Source organism: Xanthomonas sp. NCPPB 3570, from assembly GCF_056725115.1.
Genome location: NZ_CM161513.1, coordinates 255,758 through 272,932 on the forward strand (window position 1 = coordinate 255,758; position 17,175 = coordinate 272,932).

At 67.9% G+C, this 17,175-nt stretch carries 15 protein-coding genes; 10 read left to right on the forward strand and 5 right to left on the reverse strand.

Annotated elements, in window-relative coordinates:
- Positions 1-40 precede the first annotated feature (40 nt).
- The 4 genes from AC1PLR_RS01110 (at position 41) to AC1PLR_RS01125 (ending at position 2,599) form a co-directional block, all read left to right on the forward strand.
- Positions 41-460, forward strand: a complete 420-nt coding sequence (locus AC1PLR_RS01110) for a hypothetical protein (protein ID WP_209245335.1) — start codon at positions 41-43, stop codon at positions 458-460.
- A 53-nt stretch (positions 461-513) separates the two neighbouring features.
- Positions 514-948 carry a rhodanese-like domain-containing protein gene (locus AC1PLR_RS01115; RefSeq protein ID WP_420008541.1) on the forward strand — a complete coding sequence of 145 codons (435 nt, stop codon included), beginning with the start codon at positions 514-516 and terminating at the stop codon, positions 946-948.
- 88 nt (positions 949-1,036) lie between these two features.
- Entirely contained in the window at positions 1,037-1,555 is a 519-nt protein-coding gene (secB, locus tag AC1PLR_RS01120) for a protein-export chaperone SecB (protein WP_010340061.1), read from the forward strand.
- Positions 1,556-1,573: 18 nt separating this feature from the next.
- Positions 1,574-2,599, forward strand: coding sequence for an NAD(P)H-dependent glycerol-3-phosphate dehydrogenase (locus AC1PLR_RS01125; RefSeq protein WP_017912148.1), 1,026 nt, complete (start codon positions 1,574-1,576; stop codon positions 2,597-2,599).
- A 176-nt stretch (positions 2,600-2,775) separates the two neighbouring features.
- Here AC1PLR_RS01125 and AC1PLR_RS01130 read toward each other — a convergent pair whose 3' ends face one another.
- Together AC1PLR_RS01130 and AC1PLR_RS01135 are read right to left on the reverse strand one after the other, a co-directional pair.
- The gene (locus tag AC1PLR_RS01130; RefSeq protein ID WP_371184070.1) at positions 2,776-3,348 is read right to left on the reverse strand and encodes an OmpO family porin; all 573 of its coding nucleotides are present in this window, start codon (positions 3,346-3,348) and stop codon (positions 2,776-2,778) included.
- A 409-nt stretch (positions 3,349-3,757) separates the two neighbouring features.
- On the reverse strand, positions 3,758-4,360 hold the full coding sequence (locus tag AC1PLR_RS01135) for a TetR/AcrR family transcriptional regulator (RefSeq protein WP_481102383.1): 603 nt from the start codon (positions 4,358-4,360) through the stop codon (positions 3,758-3,760).
- A 127-nt stretch (positions 4,361-4,487) separates the two neighbouring features.
- On the opposite strand from AC1PLR_RS01135, the gene AC1PLR_RS01140 reads away from it, so the two are divergent.
- The 4 genes from AC1PLR_RS01140 to AC1PLR_RS01155 all read left to right on the forward strand — a co-directional run bounded on the left by AC1PLR_RS01140 (position 4,488) and on the right by AC1PLR_RS01155 (position 11,056).
- Entirely contained in the window at positions 4,488-5,705 is a 1,218-nt protein-coding gene (locus AC1PLR_RS01140) for an efflux RND transporter periplasmic adaptor subunit (RefSeq protein ID WP_481102384.1), read from the forward strand.
- Between the two features lie 14 nt (positions 5,706-5,719).
- A complete protein-coding gene (locus AC1PLR_RS01145; RefSeq protein ID WP_481102385.1) occupies positions 5,720-8,869 on the forward strand; it encodes an efflux RND transporter permease subunit in 3,150 nt (1,049 codons plus the stop codon).
- A gap of 1 nt (position 8,870) precedes the next feature.
- Entirely contained in the window at positions 8,871-10,337 is a 1,467-nt protein-coding gene (gene adeC / locus AC1PLR_RS01150; protein WP_481102386.1) for an AdeC/AdeK/OprM family multidrug efflux complex outer membrane factor, read from the forward strand.
- 134 nt (positions 10,338-10,471) lie between these two features.
- Positions 10,472-11,056 carry a TetR/AcrR family transcriptional regulator gene (locus tag AC1PLR_RS01155; RefSeq protein WP_481102387.1) on the forward strand — a complete coding sequence of 195 codons (585 nt, stop codon included), beginning with the start codon at positions 10,472-10,474 and terminating at the stop codon, positions 11,054-11,056.
- A 252-nt stretch (positions 11,057-11,308) separates the two neighbouring features.
- Here AC1PLR_RS01155 and AC1PLR_RS01160 read toward each other — a convergent pair whose 3' ends face one another.
- On the reverse strand, positions 11,309-11,851 hold the full coding sequence (locus AC1PLR_RS01160) for a TetR/AcrR family transcriptional regulator (RefSeq protein ID WP_481102388.1): 543 nt from the start codon (positions 11,849-11,851) through the stop codon (positions 11,309-11,311).
- Between the two features lie 148 nt (positions 11,852-11,999).
- On the opposite strand from AC1PLR_RS01160, the gene AC1PLR_RS01165 reads away from it, so the two are divergent.
- Entirely contained in the window at positions 12,000-12,689 is a 690-nt protein-coding gene (locus tag AC1PLR_RS01165) for a DUF1349 domain-containing protein (protein WP_481102389.1), read from the forward strand.
- Between the two features lie 84 nt (positions 12,690-12,773).
- Here the strand turns inward: AC1PLR_RS01165 and trmL are convergent, their stop codons facing one another.
- Together trmL and AC1PLR_RS01175 are read right to left on the reverse strand one after the other, a co-directional pair.
- The gene (gene trmL, locus AC1PLR_RS01170) at positions 12,774-13,253 is read right to left on the reverse strand and encodes a tRNA (uridine(34)/cytosine(34)/5-carboxymethylaminomethyluridine(34)-2'-O)-methyltransferase TrmL (protein WP_481102390.1); all 480 of its coding nucleotides are present in this window, start codon (positions 13,251-13,253) and stop codon (positions 12,774-12,776) included.
- 41 nt (positions 13,254-13,294) lie between these two features.
- Positions 13,295-13,771, reverse strand: a complete 477-nt coding sequence (locus AC1PLR_RS01175; protein WP_481102391.1) for a hypothetical protein — start codon at positions 13,769-13,771, stop codon at positions 13,295-13,297.
- A gap of 411 nt (positions 13,772-14,182) precedes the next feature.
- Here AC1PLR_RS01175 and AC1PLR_RS01180 point away from each other — a divergent pair, with 411 nt between their 5' ends.
- Positions 14,183-17,056, forward strand: a complete 2,874-nt coding sequence (locus tag AC1PLR_RS01180; protein ID WP_481102392.1) for a M16 family metallopeptidase — start codon at positions 14,183-14,185, stop codon at positions 17,054-17,056.
- Positions 17,057-17,175 lie beyond the last annotated feature (119 nt).

The window sequence follows — 17,175 nt, forward strand, 5'->3', positions numbered from 1 at the left end:
GCGGATCGCGCACCCCGCGCGCCGCCACCTGGACGCTGCCATGCCTTCGATGTTCCGCGCGCTCGCGCTGCTGTTGCTGCTGGGCTGGACCGGTGCGGCCACGGCCGGCAGCGGCGCGCAGCAGCGCAAGCTCGATGACCTGCAGACCGCCTATGCCGCGGCGGTGCGCTGGAGCGAGTTCGAAACCGCCTGGCAGGCGGTGGATCCGGCCTACCGCCAGGCGCATCCGCTGACCGACCTGCAACTGGAGCGCTACCGGCAGATCCAGGTCTCCTCCTACAAGGTCGGCGCCGCCGCGGTCGGCGACGGCGAGGCGCTGCGCGAGATCGAGCTGGGCGTGATCAACCGCAATACCCAGGCCGAGCGCATCGTCCGCTACCGCGAGCGTTGGCGCTGGGACCCGGCGGCCAAGACCTGGTGGCTGCAGGACGGCCTGCCGGACCTGTGGAACGGCCAGTAGCGCGGTCGCCGAGCTGTGCGACAATCGGCGCCCGCTTCCCGCCCCTGAGTCCCGTGAACTTCGAAGAACTGCTGGCCTTCGCCGGCCGCAACCCGATGCTGGCCCTGGCCCTGGTGGGCCTCACCATCGCCCTGATCGTCACCGAAGTGGCGCGCCTGTTCCGTGGCTACAAGAGCCTGCGGCCGGCCGAGCTGACCCGCTTGATCAACGCCGGCAACGCGGTGGTGGTCGACCTGTCGGCCTCGGCCGATTTCGAGAAGGGCCACATCGCCGGCAGCCGCAACGCCACCGCCAGCCAGTTCGGCCCCGAGCACAAGCTGGTGGCCAACGCCAAGGCGCAGCCGGTGGTGCTGGTCTGCCGCACCGGCACCACCGCCGACGGCGCCGCCAAGCAGTTGAAGAAGGCCGGCTTCGAGCAGGTCTTCGTGCTGGAGGGCGGCATCGCCGCCTGGCAGCAGGCCGAGCTGCCGCTGGTCAAGGGCCGCTGAGACACCCCGTCCGGCCGGCCCTGGAGGGTCGCGGCCGGCGTGTGATAATCCCGTTTCTTTCTGTTACCGAATCCACCGGAGTCAAGCAATGTCCGACCTCACCAACAACGGCGCCGCGGCGCCGGCCGACGCCGCGGCCGGTCCCGCCTTCACCATCGAGAAGATCTACGTCAAGGACGTGTCCTTCGAGTCCCCCAACGCGCCGTCGGTGTTCAACGACAACGCGCAGCCGGAACTGCAGCTCAACCTCAACCAGCGCGTGCAGCAGCTGAACGAGCAGGCCTTCGAAGTCGTGCTGGCCGTGACCCTGACCTGCAACGCCGGCGGCAAGACCGCCTACGTGGCCGAAGTGCAGCAGGCCGGCGTGTTCGGCCTGGTCGGCCTGGACCCGCAGGCGGTAGACGTGTTGCTCGGCACCCAGTGCCCGAGCATCCTGTTCCCGTACGTGCGTTCGCTGGTCAGCGACCTGATCCAGGCCGGCGGCTTCCCGCCGTTCTTCCTGCAGCCGATCAACTTCGAGGCCCTGTACGCCGAGACCCTGCGCCAGCGTGCGCAGCAGGGCGAGGGCCAGTCGCTGGCCGATTCGGAGCCGGCCGGCAACGCCTGAGCGCGTTCGCCGTTGCGCATGCGCGATAACGCCAAGAAGAAGATCGCCGTCCTCGGCGCCGGCTCCTGGGGCACGGCGCTGGCATCGCTCACCGCGCGGCACGGGTATCCGACCGTGCTGTGGGGTCGCGACGCCGTGGTCGCCGAGGCCATCGGGCAGCGTCACGAAAACCCGCGCTACCTGCCGGGAATCGCGCTGCCGGAGGGCCTGCAGGCCACCACCGACCTGGCGGCGGCCATCGACGGCGCCGACTGGATCCTGGTGGTGGTGCCGTCGCATGCGTTCACCGACACCCTGCAGCAACTGGCGCCGCTGCGCCCGGCGCAGGCCGGCGTGGCCTGGGCGACCAAGGGCTTCGAGCCCGGGTCCGGGCGGTTCCTGCACGAGGTGGCGCAGGAGATCCTCGGCGAGGACGTCCCGCTGGCGGTGGTCACCGGCCCGTCCTTCGCCAAGGAAGTGGCCCTGGACCTGCCGACCGCGGTGACCGTGCACGGCGACGCCGCGTTCGCGCAGCAGGTCGCCGACGCCATGCACGGCCCGACCTTCCGCGCCTATACCGGCGACGACATGGTCGGCGCCGAGCTGGGCGGGGCGATGAAGAACGTGCTGGCGGTGGCCACCGGCGTGGCCGACGGCATGGAGCTGGGCCTCAACGCCCGCGCCGGCCTGATCACCCGCGGCCTCAACGAGATGCTGCGGCTGGCCGCGGCGATCGGCGCCAAGCCGGAGACCCTGATGGGCCTGGCCGGGCTCGGCGACCTGGTGCTCACCTGTACCGGCGACCTGTCGCGCAACCGCCGGCTGGGCCTGGCGCTGGGCCGCGGGCAGCCATTGCAGGAGGCGGTGCGCGCGATCGGCCAGGTGGTCGAGTCGGTGCAGACCGCCGACGAGGTGATGCGCCAGGCCGAGCGCCACGGCATCGACCTGCCGATCTCCAACGCGGTGCGCGCGGTCCTGCACGGCGAACTGACCCCGGCGGTCGGCCTGCAGCAGTTGCTGGCGCGCGAGCAGAAGCCCGAGTACCCGACCACCCTGTTCAGTTGATCCGGCCAGTTGCCGAACACGCGAACGCCCGGCCTGGCCGGGCGTTTTCGTGTCCGCGCGTCGGTGTGTCATCGACGACGGCCGGATCGACAGGCAAAAAAAAGCCCGGTCGTGGGACCGGGCTTTCCGAACCGCGCGCGGCGGGAGAGAACGACGCGCGCAGTGCTAGGCAACGCTTACCAGCTGAAGCGCGGGCCGACGAACCATTCCTTGTCGCCGTGGCGGTCCATCTTCAGGTCGGCGCTCAGGCCCCAGTTCTGGTTCAGCTTGGCCTGCGCGCCCAGGCGGCCGTAGAAGGTGCCTTCCGGATTGACGCCGTCCTTCTTCGCGTAGTCCTCGTAGCCGCCCAGCGCATAGACTTCCAGGTACGGGTTGAACGCGGTGCGGATACCCGCTTCGGCGCTCCAGCCGTTGAACTTGGTGCCGTATTCCGGGTCGAAACGGTTGTAGGCCACGCGGGTCACCAGGTCGGTGCTGGTCGCGATCTCGTGGTTATAACCGGCGCCGATGCGCCACTGGTCGACGCGCACGTCGCCGAAGTCGGTCTTCTGGCGGTTGAAGTCGCCGAACACGCTGAAGTTCGGGTGGAACGCGTAGGAACCCTTGACAGCCCAACCGTCGGCATCGCCGCCGCTGGCGTCGGTCTTGACGTAGCCGCCCTCGACATAGTTGTAGGAAAGGCCTTCGGCAGCCGAAGCGGCGAACGGCAGGGTGGCCAGGAGGCCGAGAGCAAGCAGAGAGGTCTTCATAATCGGGTACCTTCGTTATTAGGTTTGTCGGCGCTGAGGCGTGGGGCCGTTCGCTGCCGATATGTAAATTATCCGTTAGTGACCCGAACTCGCCCTGAATCCCGAACTGACTAGTCCATAAATTAAACGCCGTGTTCAGGCGTGCGCGACGTGCTGTTTCAGCCACGGGGGCCATCGCTCGAGCAGCGTGTACGCACCGTCGGGCCAGAGGCTTGTACGAACTTTGGATGGACCTGCGAGTAGTAGGTTGAGCTGCCGCAGCCGACGTGTCGTCATTCCCTGCTGGGCTTCACCGCTGCAGACGCTGTAGCGAACCGCACTCTCGGCGACCTAGAGCAGCGAATTACGGGTCGATGACATTGGCCGGCTGAAATCACTTTTGCCAGTGCGCCTGCGCTGCGAAGCACGTCTACGTTCCATAGCCACCTAGGAATACCGCCAGCGCTTGCCGTGTTGCCTCGCGCAGGTACTCCGGCGACGGGTTCACCAACGCACCGAACAGGAGTGGCATCAGCGTTTCCGCTTCCAGCAACCCCGCCAGATGGCGCGCGGCGGTGGTCGGGTCGGCGCGGCGCAAGCGGCCCTGGTCCATCTGTGCCCGCAGAAACGCGCCGAGGCGCTGCATGCCCTGGTCGGGGCCGCTCTGGAAGAACAGCATGCCGATGTCCGAGCGGCCAGAGACGCCGATGATGGTCTGCCAGACCTGTACCGACTGCGCTGAGCACAGAAAAGCGAGAGTGTCCTCGCCCATGCGCTGCAACGCGGTCGGCAGATCGTCCTTGGACTGCTCCAGCGTGGCCAGGATGGGATCCATGAACTGGATCGCGACGCTGTGCGCCACCGCGACGAACAACGCTTCCTTGGACGGGAAATAGCCATAAAGGGTGCGTTTGGAGGTACCGGCGCGAGTGGCGATCTGGCTCATCGAGGCACCCTCGAAGCCTGCTTCGAGGAAGACCGCGGCCGCTGCTTCTACGATCGTTTCGCGTTTGGCTTCGGTCCTGACGCGCATGGCTTGGCCGTGGGGAAGGCGCTTAAGTATACCGGCAGGGCAGAAGTGATTGACGGCGAGAAATTGGGCGAATAGTATACCAAACCGTACCGTTTATATTACTTCAGCCTCCCATCCGGAGATCCCCGTGCGCCCTGTCCTTTCCTCCCGTCTATCGCTGGCCGTGGCCGTGGCCGCCACCTCGCTGTTGAGCGCGTGCGGTTCGCCGCCGGGCGGTCCGCCGCCGCAGGAAGGCACGCCGGAGATGGGCGTGATCACCGTCGCCACGCGGCCGGTCACCCTGACTACCGAGCTGCCGGGGCGCACGCTGCCCTATCTGATTGCCGACGTGCGGCCGCAGGTAAACGGCATCATCCAGGTGCGCACGTTCCGCGAGGGCGGCGAAGTCAAGGCCGGGGAGATGCTTTACCAGATCGATCCGTCCACCTACCGCGCCACCTACGACAGCAACGTGGCCGCGCTGGGCAAGGCCCAGGCCACGCTGCGCAGCGCGCGGCTGAAGGCAGAGCGCTATCGCGAACTGATCAAGGTGTCGGCGATCAGCAAGCAGGACAACGACGACGCCGACGCCGCGATGGACCAGGCCGAGGCGGATGTCGCCGCGGCCAAGGCCAATGTGGAGAGCGCGCGCATCAATCTGGACTATGCGCGGGTAAGTGCGCCGATTTCCGGGCGCATCGGCAAGTCCAGCGTGACCGCCGGCGCGCTGGTCACCGCCAGCCAGGCGACCGCGCTGGCCACGATCCAGCAGTTGGACCCGATCTATGTCGACGTCACCCAGCCCAGCGCCTCGCTGCTGCGACTCAAGCGGGCGCTAGCCAGCGGCGATCTGGAAAAGGCCGACAGCAATGCGGCCAAGGTGAACCTGCTGCTGGAAGACGGCAGCCCGTACCCGCTGCAGGGGAGGCTGGAGTTCTCCGATGTCACCGTCGATCAGAACACCGGCTCGATCACCGTTCGCGCGGTGTTCCCGAATCCGAACGCCGAGCTGTTGCCCGGCATGTATGTGCGTGCGGTGTTGCAGGAAGGGGTGAAGGGCGACGGCATGCTCGTACCGCAGCAAGCGGTGTCGCGCAACGGTGCCGGCAAGCCGACCGTGTACGTGGTCGGCAGCGATCACAAGTTGCAGTTGCGCGTGCTGGAGACCGATCGTGCGATCGGCGACCAGTGGCTGGTGCGCAGCGGACTCAAGCCTGGCGAGCAACTGGTGGTCGAAGGCCTGTCGCGAGCCCGGCCCGGCGTGACGGTCAAAACGGTGCCGTGGCAACCGAAGGCGGTCGCTGCCGCATCGAGCGCCTCCCCCGCAGCCGCTTCCGCCGCGGCCGCGCCGCGCGCGGCCAACTGAGGCGCTGGACCGTCATGGCACGCTTCTTCATCGATCGTCCGATCTTCGCCTGGGTGCTGGCCATCGTCGTGATGCTGGCCGGCATCCTCTCCGTGCTCACCCTGCCCATCGCGCAGTATCCGAGCATCGCGCCGCCCGCGGTCGCGATCACCGCCACCTACCCGGGCGCCTCGGCCAAGACCCTGGAGGACACCGTCACCCAGGTGATCGAGCAGAAGATGAAGGGCCTGGACCACCTGAGCTACATGGCTTCCACCAGCGAGTCCATCGGCCAGGTGACCATTACCCTGACCTTCGACAACGGCACCGATCCGGACACCGCACAGGTGCAGGTGCAGAACAAGCTGTCGCTGGCCACGCCGCTACTGCCGCAAGAGGTGCAGCAGCAGGGCGTCACGGTGGCCAAGTCGGTGACCAACTTCCTCAACGTGCTGGCCTTCACCTCCGAAGACGGCAGCATGAGCGCGGCCGACCTGTCCGACTACGTCGCCGCGAACGTGCAGGAAACGATCAGCCGCGTCCAGGGTGTCGGCGACACCACCTTGTTCGGCTCGCAGTATGCGATGCGGATCTGGCTCGATCCCAACAAGCTCAACAACTTCGGCCTGACTCCGCTGGATGTGAAGACCGCGGTGCAGGCGCAGAACGCGCAGGTGTCGGCCGGCCAGCTTGGCGCCTTGCCGGCGGCCGCCAACCAGCAGCTCAATGCCACCATCACCGCGCAGACGCGGTTGAAGACCGCCGCCGAGTTCGAGGACATCCTGCTGCGCACGCAGTCCGATGGCTCGCAGGTGCGTCTGCGCGACGTGGCCAGGATCGAACTGGGCAGGGAGAGTTACAACAGCGCCGGCCGCTACAACGGCAAGCCCGCCGCCGGCCTGGCGATCAAGCTTGCCACAGGCGCTAATGCGCTGGACACGGTCAAGGCGATCGACGCAAGCCTCGCCGAGCAGGAGAAGTTCTTCCCGCCAGGCATGAAGGTGCAGAAGCCGTACGACACCACCCCGTTCGTGCGCATCTCGATCGAAGAGGTGGTGCGTACGCTGGTCGAGGCGGTGGTGCTGGTGTTCCTGGTGATGTACCTGTTCCTGCAGAACTTCCGCGCCACGCTGATCCCGACCATCGCCGTGCCGGTGGTACTGCTGGGCACCTTCGGCGTGCTCGCCGTATGCGGCTTCACCATCAACACGCTGACCATGTTCGCGATGGTGCTGGCGATCGGTCTGCTGGTGGACGATGCGATCGTGGTGGTGGAGAACGTCGAGCGGGTGATGAGCGAGGACCATTTGCCGCCGAAGGAAGCCACGCGCAAGTCGATGGGGCAGATCTCCGGCGCACTGGTCGGTGTGGCCCTGGTGTTGGCCGCGGTGTTCGTGCCGATGGCGTTCTTCGGCGGTTCCACCGGCGTCATCTATCGCCAGTTCTCGATCACCATCGTCGCGGCGATGACGCTGTCGGTGCTGGTGGCGATGGTGCTGACCCCGGCGCTGTGCGCCACCTTGCTCAAGCCGGCCAAGCAGCACGGCATGGCCACCACTGGCTTCTTCGGCTGGTTCAACCGCATGTTTGACCGCGGCAACGGCCGCTACCAGGGCATCGTGCGGCACATGTTGGGCAAGGGCTGGCGCTACATGATCGGCTATGCGGTGGTGTTGGCGCTGGTGGTGGTCGGCTTTATGAAGCTGCCGGTCGGATTCCTGCCCGACGAAGATCAAGGCTCGCTGTTCGTGCTGATCCAGTTGCCGCCCGGCGCCACTGCGGTGCGCACCGATGCGGTGATCCGCCAGGTCGAGCATCACTTCCTGGTCGATGAGAAGGACTCGGTCTCCGGTGTGTTCGCCGTCAACGGCTTCAGCTTCGCCGGCAACGGCCAGAATGTGGGCTTCGCCTTCGTCAAGCTGAGAGCCTGGGACGAGCGTACCCGGAAGGACCAGAGCGTAACCGCGGTGGTGGCCAAGGCAGGCAGGTTCTTCGCCGGGATCCGCGACGCGAAGGTGTTCGCGTTCGCGCCGCCGGCGGTGTCGGAACTGGGCAACGCCACCGGCTTCGACCTGATGCTGCAGGACCGCGCCAACCTCGGACACGAGGCCTTGATGCAGGCGCGCAACCAGCTGCTGGCGGAGCTGTCGCAAGACCACCGGCTGGTCGCGGTGCGCCCGAACGGGCAGGAGGACACGCCTGAGTTCAAGCTGGACATCGATCCGCACAAGGCCGAGGCGATGGGCCTGTCGATCTCCGACATCAACAGTGCCTTCTCCAGCGCCTGGGGCAGCACCTATGTCAACGACTTCATCGACAAGGGCCGAGTCAAGAAGGTGATGCTGCAGGCCGACGCCCGCTACCGCATGCTGCCGGAGGATATCGACCGCTGGTACGTGCGCAACAGCGCCGGCGCCATGGTCGCATTCAATTCCTTCGCCAAGGCCAGTTGGATCATGGGCTCGCCGCGGCTGGAACGCTACAACAGCGTACCGTCGGTGGAGATCCTGGGCATGGCCAAGCCTGGTGCGGCGTCCAGTGGCCAGGCCCTGGCCATCGTCGAGGCCGCGGCGGCCAAGTTGCCGCCGGGCATCGGCTACGAGTGGACCGGGCTGTCACGGCAGGAAAAGGCGTCCAGCGGCCATACCGGCCTGTTGTACTCGCTTTCGATCCTGATGGTGTTCCTATGCCTGGCCGCGTTGTACGAAAGCTGGTCGATTCCGTTCGCGGTGATCCTGGTGGTGCCGCTGGGCGTGTTCGGTGCGCTGCTCGGTGCGGTGCTGACCTGGAAGATGAACGATGTGTACTTTCAGGTCGGGCTGTTGACCACGATTGGCCTGGCGTCGAAGAACGCGATCCTGATCGTGGAGTTCGCCCGCGAGCTGCACGAAGGCGGCAAGAGCCTGATCCAGGCTGCACTGGAAGCGGTGCGGATGCGCCTGCGGCCCATCCTGATGACCTCGATGGCGTTCATCCTCGGCGTGGTACCGATGGTGCTGGGCAGCGGCGCCGGCGCCGGCGCCCAGCACGCGCTTGGGACCGCGGTGATCGGCGGCATGCTGTCGGGCACGGTGTTGGCGATCTTCTTCGTGCCGCTGTTCTTCGTGCTGGTATGCGGCCTGTTCAAGCGGCGCGCCGGCATGTCCGACGATCCGCCCGCCGCGCACGTCGCGGAAGGAGCCTGACATGCCCCGTTTCCTGCCGACCCCGCTGGCGCTGCCCGTGTCCGCATTGCTCGCCGGCTGCAGCCTGATGCCGGCCTACGAGCGACCTGCCGCACCCGTGCCGTCGCAGTTCGACGGCGCCGCCGCCGACAGCGACGCAGGGACTGGCGCGATTCCCGTCGCCGACATCGGCTGGCGTGCAGTGTTCACCGATCCGAAGCTGCAGCAGGTGATCGAGCTGGCGCTGGACAACAACCGCGACCTGCGCGTGGCCGCGCTCAATATCGACCAGGCCTGGGCGCAGTACCGCGTGCAGCGCGCCGACCTGGCGCCGGGGGTGGACCTGGCCGGCAGCGGCAGCGGCTCGCGCACTCCGGCCGATCTGTCCGGCACCGCACGCCCGCTGGTGGCGCACAGCGACAGCGCCACGTTGGGTATCAGCGCCTACGAACTGGACCTGTTCGGCCGCGTGCGCAGCCTCAAAGAACAGGCGTTGCAGCAATACCTGGCCACCACCGAGGCGCAGCGCAGTACCCACATCAGCCTGATTGCGCAGGTCGCCACGGCCTATCTCACCCTGGCTGCCGACCAGGATCTGCTGCGCCTGGCGCACGACACACTGACCAGCCAGAGCGAGAGCTATCGGCTGCAACAGCGCAGCTTCGAGCTTGGCTCAGCCTCGGCGCTGACCTTGCGGCAGGCGCAGACCACGGTGGAAAGCGCGCGGGTGGACGTGGAGCGCTATACCGCACAGGTGGCGCAGGATCGCAATGCGTTGCGTCTGCTGCTCGGCACGGAGGTGCCGGGCGAGTTGCTGCCAACCGCACTGCCCGACAGCGCCAGCGCCGATGACAACGTGCTGGCCGGCATTCCGGCCGGCTTGCCGTCCGAACTGCTGCAGCGTCGCCCGGATATCCTGCAGGCCGAGCGCACCCTGCAGGCGGCCAATGCCAATATCGGCGCCGCGCGTGCCGCGTTCTATCCCAGCATCAGCCTGACCGCTTCGGCCGGCAGCGCCAGCGCCGGCCTGTCCGGGCTGTTCAAGGGCGGTTCTGGCAGTTGGAGTTTCGCGCCGAGCATCGCGTTGCCGATCTTCGACGGCGGCCGAAACCGCGCCAACCTCGATGTCGCCAAGGTGCAGCGCGACATCGACGTGGCCAATTACGAAAAGGCGATCCAGACCGCGTTCCGCGAGGTCTCAGATGCGCTCGCCGAGCGCAGTACGCTGGGCCGCCAGCTGCAGGCGCAGCAGGCGCTGGTGGACGCGTCGGCCGACAGCTACCGGCTGTCGCAGGCGCGCTTCGAGCGAGGTGTGGACAGCTACCTCGGCACGCTGGATGCGCAGCGCACGCTGTACAGCGCCGAGCAGGCGCTGATCAGCACGCGGCTGTCGCGTTTCACCAATCTGGTGACCTTCTACAAGGCGCTGGGCGGCGGCTGGGTGGAGATGGCCGCGCCCACGGACGCGACGGCCTCGACGGAGCGCTGACGGTGCCTCGGCAGGTGGCCGCAGCGACACGGGTGCGACGGCGTGGCGAGCGCGGCGCGACCCACGAAAAGCACGCCGCGATCCTGGACGCAGCCCGGCGGCTGTTTTTCCGCGACGGCTTCGACACCACCACGATGGATGCCATCGCCATCTGCGCGGCTGTGTCCAAGGCGACCGTCTACGCGCATTTCGGCAACAAGGACGCGCTGTTTCGCGCCATCCTTGCGGCGATGCTGGACGAGTTGCCGGATCGATGGGACGCCTTGCTCGCCAGCCGGGCGCCGCTCCGCCGACGGCTGGCCGCGGTCGCGCACGACCTGATGGATATAGCGACGGGCCCGCTGCTGCAGGCCTCGCATCGCATGCTCGTACCAAACCAGTTCCTGCCGCAGCGCACCGGCGGTCACTGGGATCTGTGCTACGCCCGCTACGACTGCGCGATGCAGCGTTTCCTGCGCACCGAGCACGGGCGCGGCACTCTGGCGATCGCCGATGTAGCGCATGCGTCCGCCCAGTTCTTCGGGTTGGTCGTCGGTGCGCCAGCGCTGCGTGCGCTGCTCACAGGCGCGGCGCCGGTTGCACAGTGGCGCCAGGCCAGTTGGGTGGACGATGCAGTCGAGTTGTTCCTGCGCGGCTATCGTGCGGCGCCTGCGTTGCGCGGGCGCGATCCGGGTCGCCCCTTCATTGCTCATCCGCGCGAACAGCCGACAGGAGATTGAAAGCTCCCTGGCCAGACATGCGACCACGTGCTGGGAGTACTCGAACGCGCATGCGCGAAGTCTCCTCAGCACAAGCGTGCCATGACGCCACATTCGGTGCATCGTGACCGCACGACGTGCGCATCATGGTGCCGGGATGTACACCTGATGGCGCTCGCCCCAGTCGGGATGCGTTCCGTCGCATTTCAGGCAGCCAGGAATTCACGGCCGTCAGCGCAGATGGTGATGCCGACCGCGCGTGCGGTCGGCACGCTACAGCGCGGCGAGCGTCTCGATCGCCGCGCGGACGCGCTGCCTGTCCATGGGGACCACCGAGCGGTGGATCGTGGCGCCTTCGATGAAGGCGTCGATGGCGGCGGATGCGGCGGCGGAGAAATGCGTTTCCAGCGCGGCCCGGCTCCTGGCCATCCACTGCTGCATGATCGCGGTCAGCGCCGGGTGCCGGCGGGCGAAGGCATACAGTTCGTAGCTCAGCAGCAGCACCCGCGGCGACGCCGTTCCCTCGGCGAAGATGATGTTCACCACCGCGTCCAATGCCTGCGCGTGGGTCTGCGCGGCGCGGATTTCGGCGGCGAAGTCGGTGGATACCTCCTGGGAAAACCGTGTGAACGCGGCCACCAGCAGGTCGTGCATCGAACCGAAGTAATAGGTGGTGGCGCTCAGCGGAACACCGGCCTCCGCAGCCACCTTGCGGAAGGTGGTGCCGGCGACGCCGTGGTCCAGGATCACCCGCAGCGCGGCCTGCTCGATCGCTTCCTTCCGATGCGGATCCTGGCGCCAGGTCCTGCCGCTCATGCCTGTCCAACGCTGTCTCGACCAAGGCCGATGATCGCAGGTCGCGGTTGACGCCTCAATTGGTACGGATGTACAAATTCGCCGATGAGGTCGACGAAGGCCATCGCCGCGATGGCGCCTCGCAACCAACGACGTGAGGAGCGGCGCGATGGCCAAAGGCGGAGAGCGGGACGTGGATATCGGGCGCCGGGCGACCGTGGGCGGGCTCGCCGCTGGTGGCGTGGTGCTGGCCACCGGGGTGCACGCCGCCGCGCCCGCCGGCTGGGAGGCCGGCACCTGGCTCAATGCGCCCAAGGTGCATCGGATCCTGCCGGGCGGCGTGCTCGACGTGGTCACCGACAAGGGCAGCGATTTCTGGCGCGAAACCCACTACGGGTTCACCCGCGACAGCGGGCACTTCCTCGGCATCGCCGCGCCCGCGCGCTTTACCTGCCAGGTGCGCGTGCGCGGCAAGTTCGAGCAGCTCTACGACCAAGCCGGCCTCATGGTGCGGGTCGACGAGCGCCGCTGGGTCAAGGCCGGGATCGAACTGAGCGATGGGCGGCCGATGCTCAGCAGCGTATTGACCGACGGCCGTTCGGACTGGGCTACCGGTCCGTACGAAGCGGACGCGTCGGATTTCTGGATGCGTGCCACCGTGGACAAGGGCGTGCTGCGCCTGCAGGTCTCGCGCGACGGCGAGTTCTGGCCGCTGGTGCGGCTGTGCCCGTTCCCGGTGGCGTCCTCTTACCTCGTCGGCCCGATGACGTGCACGCCGGAACGCGAGGGCCTGAGCGTCCGTTTCTCCGATTGGCGGCTGGGGCCGCCGCTGGGCAAGGACCTGCACGATCTGTCCTGACGCCTGCAGTGCCGCAACGCAGGTCGGATTGGCGATACAGCGATAGAGCCTCGATGGCGTTGCCGGGCGCTGCGCGCCACGCGCTCACTCGGCGCCGGGAAAACCCAGTTGTCGCCACGCATCGAACACCACCACCGCGACCGCGTTGGACAGGTTGAGGCTGCGGTTGTGCGGCTGCATCGGCAGGCGCAGGCGCTGCTCATCGGGCACCTGTTCCAGCACGGTGTCCGGCAGGCCGCGGGTTTCCGGGCCGAACAGGAAGGCGTCGCCGTCGGCGAAGGCGGGCGTGTCGTAGCGGGTGCTGCTGCGGGTGCTGAGGGCGAACAGACGGCGCGGCGCGATGGCCTGCAGGGCCGCTTCCAGCGACGCGTGGACCTGCAGTCGAGCGTATTCGTGATAGTCCAGGCCGGCGCGCTTGAGCTGACGGTCGCCGAGCTCGAAGCCCAGCGGCTCGATCAGGTGCAGTTGCGCGCCGGTATTGGCGCAGAGGCGAATGACGTTGCCCGTGTTGGGCGGAATCTCGGGCTGGTAAAGCAGAACGTGCAGCGTTGGGGTCGCGATCATCGGCGCAGTGTACGCGCCGGCGCGGAGGCCTTGCTGCCGATTCAGCGCATCAGGCCGACCGCCATGTCCTGGCCCAGCTTCTGCAGACTCGGCTGCAGCTGCAGCATCGCGGTGTCCAGCGTCTCGCCGACCACGTCGCCGATCGCCAGCATGCTGCCCATGTCCGCATCCGGACGCACCTGCACGGTGGCCAGGGTCACCACATGCTGGCCGGCGGCCTGCGCGAAGTTGCGTTCGGCGACCTGCTCGGCCGACGGGCGCACCTGCACCGCGGCCAGGGTGGTGATGCCGCTGGACAGTTCGGCGTCGCGCTGGGCGATCTGCTCGGCGGAGGGGCGCACCTGCACCGCCGCCAGGGTGGCGATGCCGCTGGTCTGCTCGACGTTGCGCTGGGCGATCTGGTCGGCCGACGGGCGCACCTGCACGGTCTCCAGGGTGGTGATCTGCGCGGCGGCGAAGGACGGCGCGGCGAACAGGGCGGCGATGGCGGCGGTCAGGAGCAGGGTGGTGGTTTTCATGGCGGGCCTCGTTGGTGTTGTTGATCAGTGGTGTGGTAGTAATGTAGTACACCTAAGCAGGGGCTGCAAGAACTTTTTTGCGTTCGGCAGTTTCATTAAGCTTGCATTCACTAAGTTGGATGGGCTTCTGCGTTCGAAGATGTGTAAGCAGGCCGCGTGCCAACTCCAAGTTGCTGTATTTCAATGGAAATTTTTCCGATCAAAGTGTCCGGGGGCGGACACCCGGGCGCTCGCGTACGCCGGACGCGGACACGTGGCGCCGTTGGCGGCGGCGACCGCCCCGTTGATGGTGGGGTTGCGACGTCGTTGAAAAGGGCGTCAGCGACAACGGCGGAATGCGCGCCGTGCAGTACGCCCGGTACGATCGGCGTTCACCGGCTGTTTCACCGGCCCCAAGGAAGAAGGATCCGCATGACTGTCTCGACACGCCCGCGCGGCGCCCTGCTGGCCGTTGCCCTGTCCGCCGCGCTCGGCGCACTGAGCTACGCGCCGCCTTCGACGGCGGCCAGGTCCGCCGCCGCCACGTCGGTGGATATCGCCTACGAGCAATTCACCCTGCCCAATGGGCTGCGGGTGGTGGTGCACACCGATCGCAAGGCGCCGATCGTGGCGGTCAACCTCTGGTACCACGTGGGCGCCAAGGACGAGCCGGCCGGGCGCACCGGGTTCGCGCATCTGTTCGAGCACCTGATGTTTCAGGGCAGCGAAAACCACCACGGCGAGTTCTTCGAGCCGTTCAAGCAGGTCGGCGTCACCGACCAGAACGGCACCACCAACAGCGACCGCACCAATTATTTCGAGACCGTGCCGACCACCGCGCTGGACATGGCGCTGTGGATGGAGTCGGACCGCATGGGCCACCTGCTCGGCGCCATCGACCAGGCCGCGCTGGACGAACAGCGCGGGGTGGTGCAGAACGAGAAGCGTCAGGGCGAGAATCAGCCGTACGGGCAGGCCTGGAGCCGGCTGAGCCGCGCGCTGTACCCGCCCGGCCACCCGTACCACCACACCGTCATCGGCTCGATGAACGACCTCAACGCGGCCTCGCTGGCCGACGTGAAGCAGTGGTTCCGCACCTGGTACGGGCCCAACAACGCGGTGCTGGTGCTGGCCGGCGACATCGACCTGGCCACGGCCAAGGAGAAGGTGACGCGCTACTTCGGCGACATCCCGGCCGGCCCGACCATGGCCCAGCCCAAGGTCGACGTGGCCCAGCGCAGCCAGTCCAGCCGCGAGACCATGACCGACAAGGTGCCGCAGACGCGGATCTACCGGGTCTGGAACGTGGCGCAGACCGGCACCGAGGATGTCGATCGCCTGCAACTGCTGGCGCAGGTGCTGGGTGGCGCCAAGTCCTCGCGGCTGGACCGGCGCCTGGTCCACCAGGACAAGCTGGTCGACCAGATCAGCGCCTCGGTATGGGCGTCGCAGCTCGGCTCCGGCTTCGGCATCATCGCCATGGTCAAGCAGGGCGTGGACCCGGCCAAGGTCGAGGCGGCGATCGACGAGGAAGTGCGCCGGCTATTGGACAAGGGGCCGGATAAGGCCGAATTGGCGCGCGCCAAGACCGCCTTCCGCGCCGGCTTCATCCGCGGTGTCGAACGCATCGGCGGCTTCGGCGGCAAGGCCGACGTGCTGGCCGAGTGCGCGGTGTACACCGGCGACCCCGGCTGCTTCCGCACCTCGCTGGCGACCATCGCCTCCACCCGTCCGCGCGATCTCACCGCGGTCGGCCGCAAATGGCTGGGCAAGGGCGACTACACCTTGCTGGTGCAGCCGGGCGAGCGTTTGGCGATGGCCGAGGAGCCGACCGTGCAGCCGGCGCCGCTGAATCCGCCGCCGGTCGATTCCAAATACAGCGCGCTGCCCAGCGTGGTCGACCGCAGTGCCGGCCCGCCCAAGACCACCCAGTTCCCGCAACTGAAGTTCCCGGCGCTGCAGCGCGCCACGCTGAAGAACGGCAGCACGGTGATCCTGGCCGAGCGCCATGACGTGCCGGTGGTGCAGTTCAGCTACGAATTCAAGGGCGGGTACAGCGCCGACCAGGGACGCAAGCCGGGCACGGCCAGCTTCGCCATGGGCATGCTCGACGAAGGGGCCGGCGACCGCGATGCGCTGGCGTTCGCCGATGCGGCCGAGGCGTTGGGCGCGTCGCTGTCCGCTGGCGCCTCGCTGGATGGCAGCAATGCCTATCTGTCGGCGCTGAAGGAGAATCTGGCGCCGTCGCTGGCGCTGTATGCGGACATGCTGCGGCGGCCGCGTTTCGCGCCGAACGAGATCGAGCGGATCCGCGCCAGTTGGATCGCCGGCATCCGCCAGGAGAAGGCCCAGCCCAACGGCGCGGCGATGCGGGTGCTGCCGCCGCTGCTGTACGGCGCCGGCCATCCGTACGCCATCCCGTTCAGCGGCACCGGCACCGAGCCGGCGATCGCGGCGCTGCAGCGCGAGGACCTGGTCGACTTCCACCGCGATTGGGTACGCCCGGAGAACGCCACCCTGATCGTGGTCGGCGACACCACCCTGGGCGAGATCGTGCCGCTGCTGGACGCGCAGTTCGGCGACTGGAAGGGCGAGGGGGCGACGCCGTCGGTGCCGGCCCCGGCCACGGTGGCACGGCCGGGCAAGCCGCGCGTGTACCTGATCGATCAGCCCGGCGCGGTGCAGGCCAACCTGTTCGCCTCGGAGTTGGTGCCGCCGACCACCGACCCGGCCGCGGTCCGCTTCGACATGGCCAACGGCGTGATCGGTGGCGACTTCACCTCGCGCCTGAACATGAACCTGCGCGAGAACAAGCATTGGTCCTACGGCGCGCGCAGCGGCGCGGCCAGCGCGCTCGGCCAGCGGCCGTGGACCGCCTCGGCGCCGGTGCAGATCGACAAGACCGCTCCGGCACTGCAGGAGATGTCCAGGGAGATCAGCGCCTTCGCCAACGGCAAGGCGCCGCCGACGGCAGACGAGGTGGCGCGGATCCGCAACATCCAGACCCTGAGCCTGCCCGGCGCCTACGAGACCGCCAGTTCGGTGATGGGGGCGATCGGCGGCATCGTCCGCTACGGCCGTCCCGACGACTACGTGTTCAAGCGCAAGGCCGAGATCGAGGCGATGACCCCGGCGCAGGTGCGCGAGGCGGCGTCGATGCTCGACCCCAACAGCCTGACCTGGGTGGTGGTGGGCGACCTCAAGCAGATCGAGGCGCCGGTGCGCGCGCTGAAGCTGGGCGAGGTCACGGTGATCGATGCCGATGGGGTGCCGCAGGGCGGGGTGGCGAAGCCGGCAGGACGCTGATCCGGTTGGGCGCGCGTCGGCCACGGCCGACGCGCGCTGCTCGCGGCAGCCGGAGTGCCGGCCGTGTCATGGCCGATTCAGCGTTTTGCGGCACAATCCGGATTCACCCGCCAATGGCC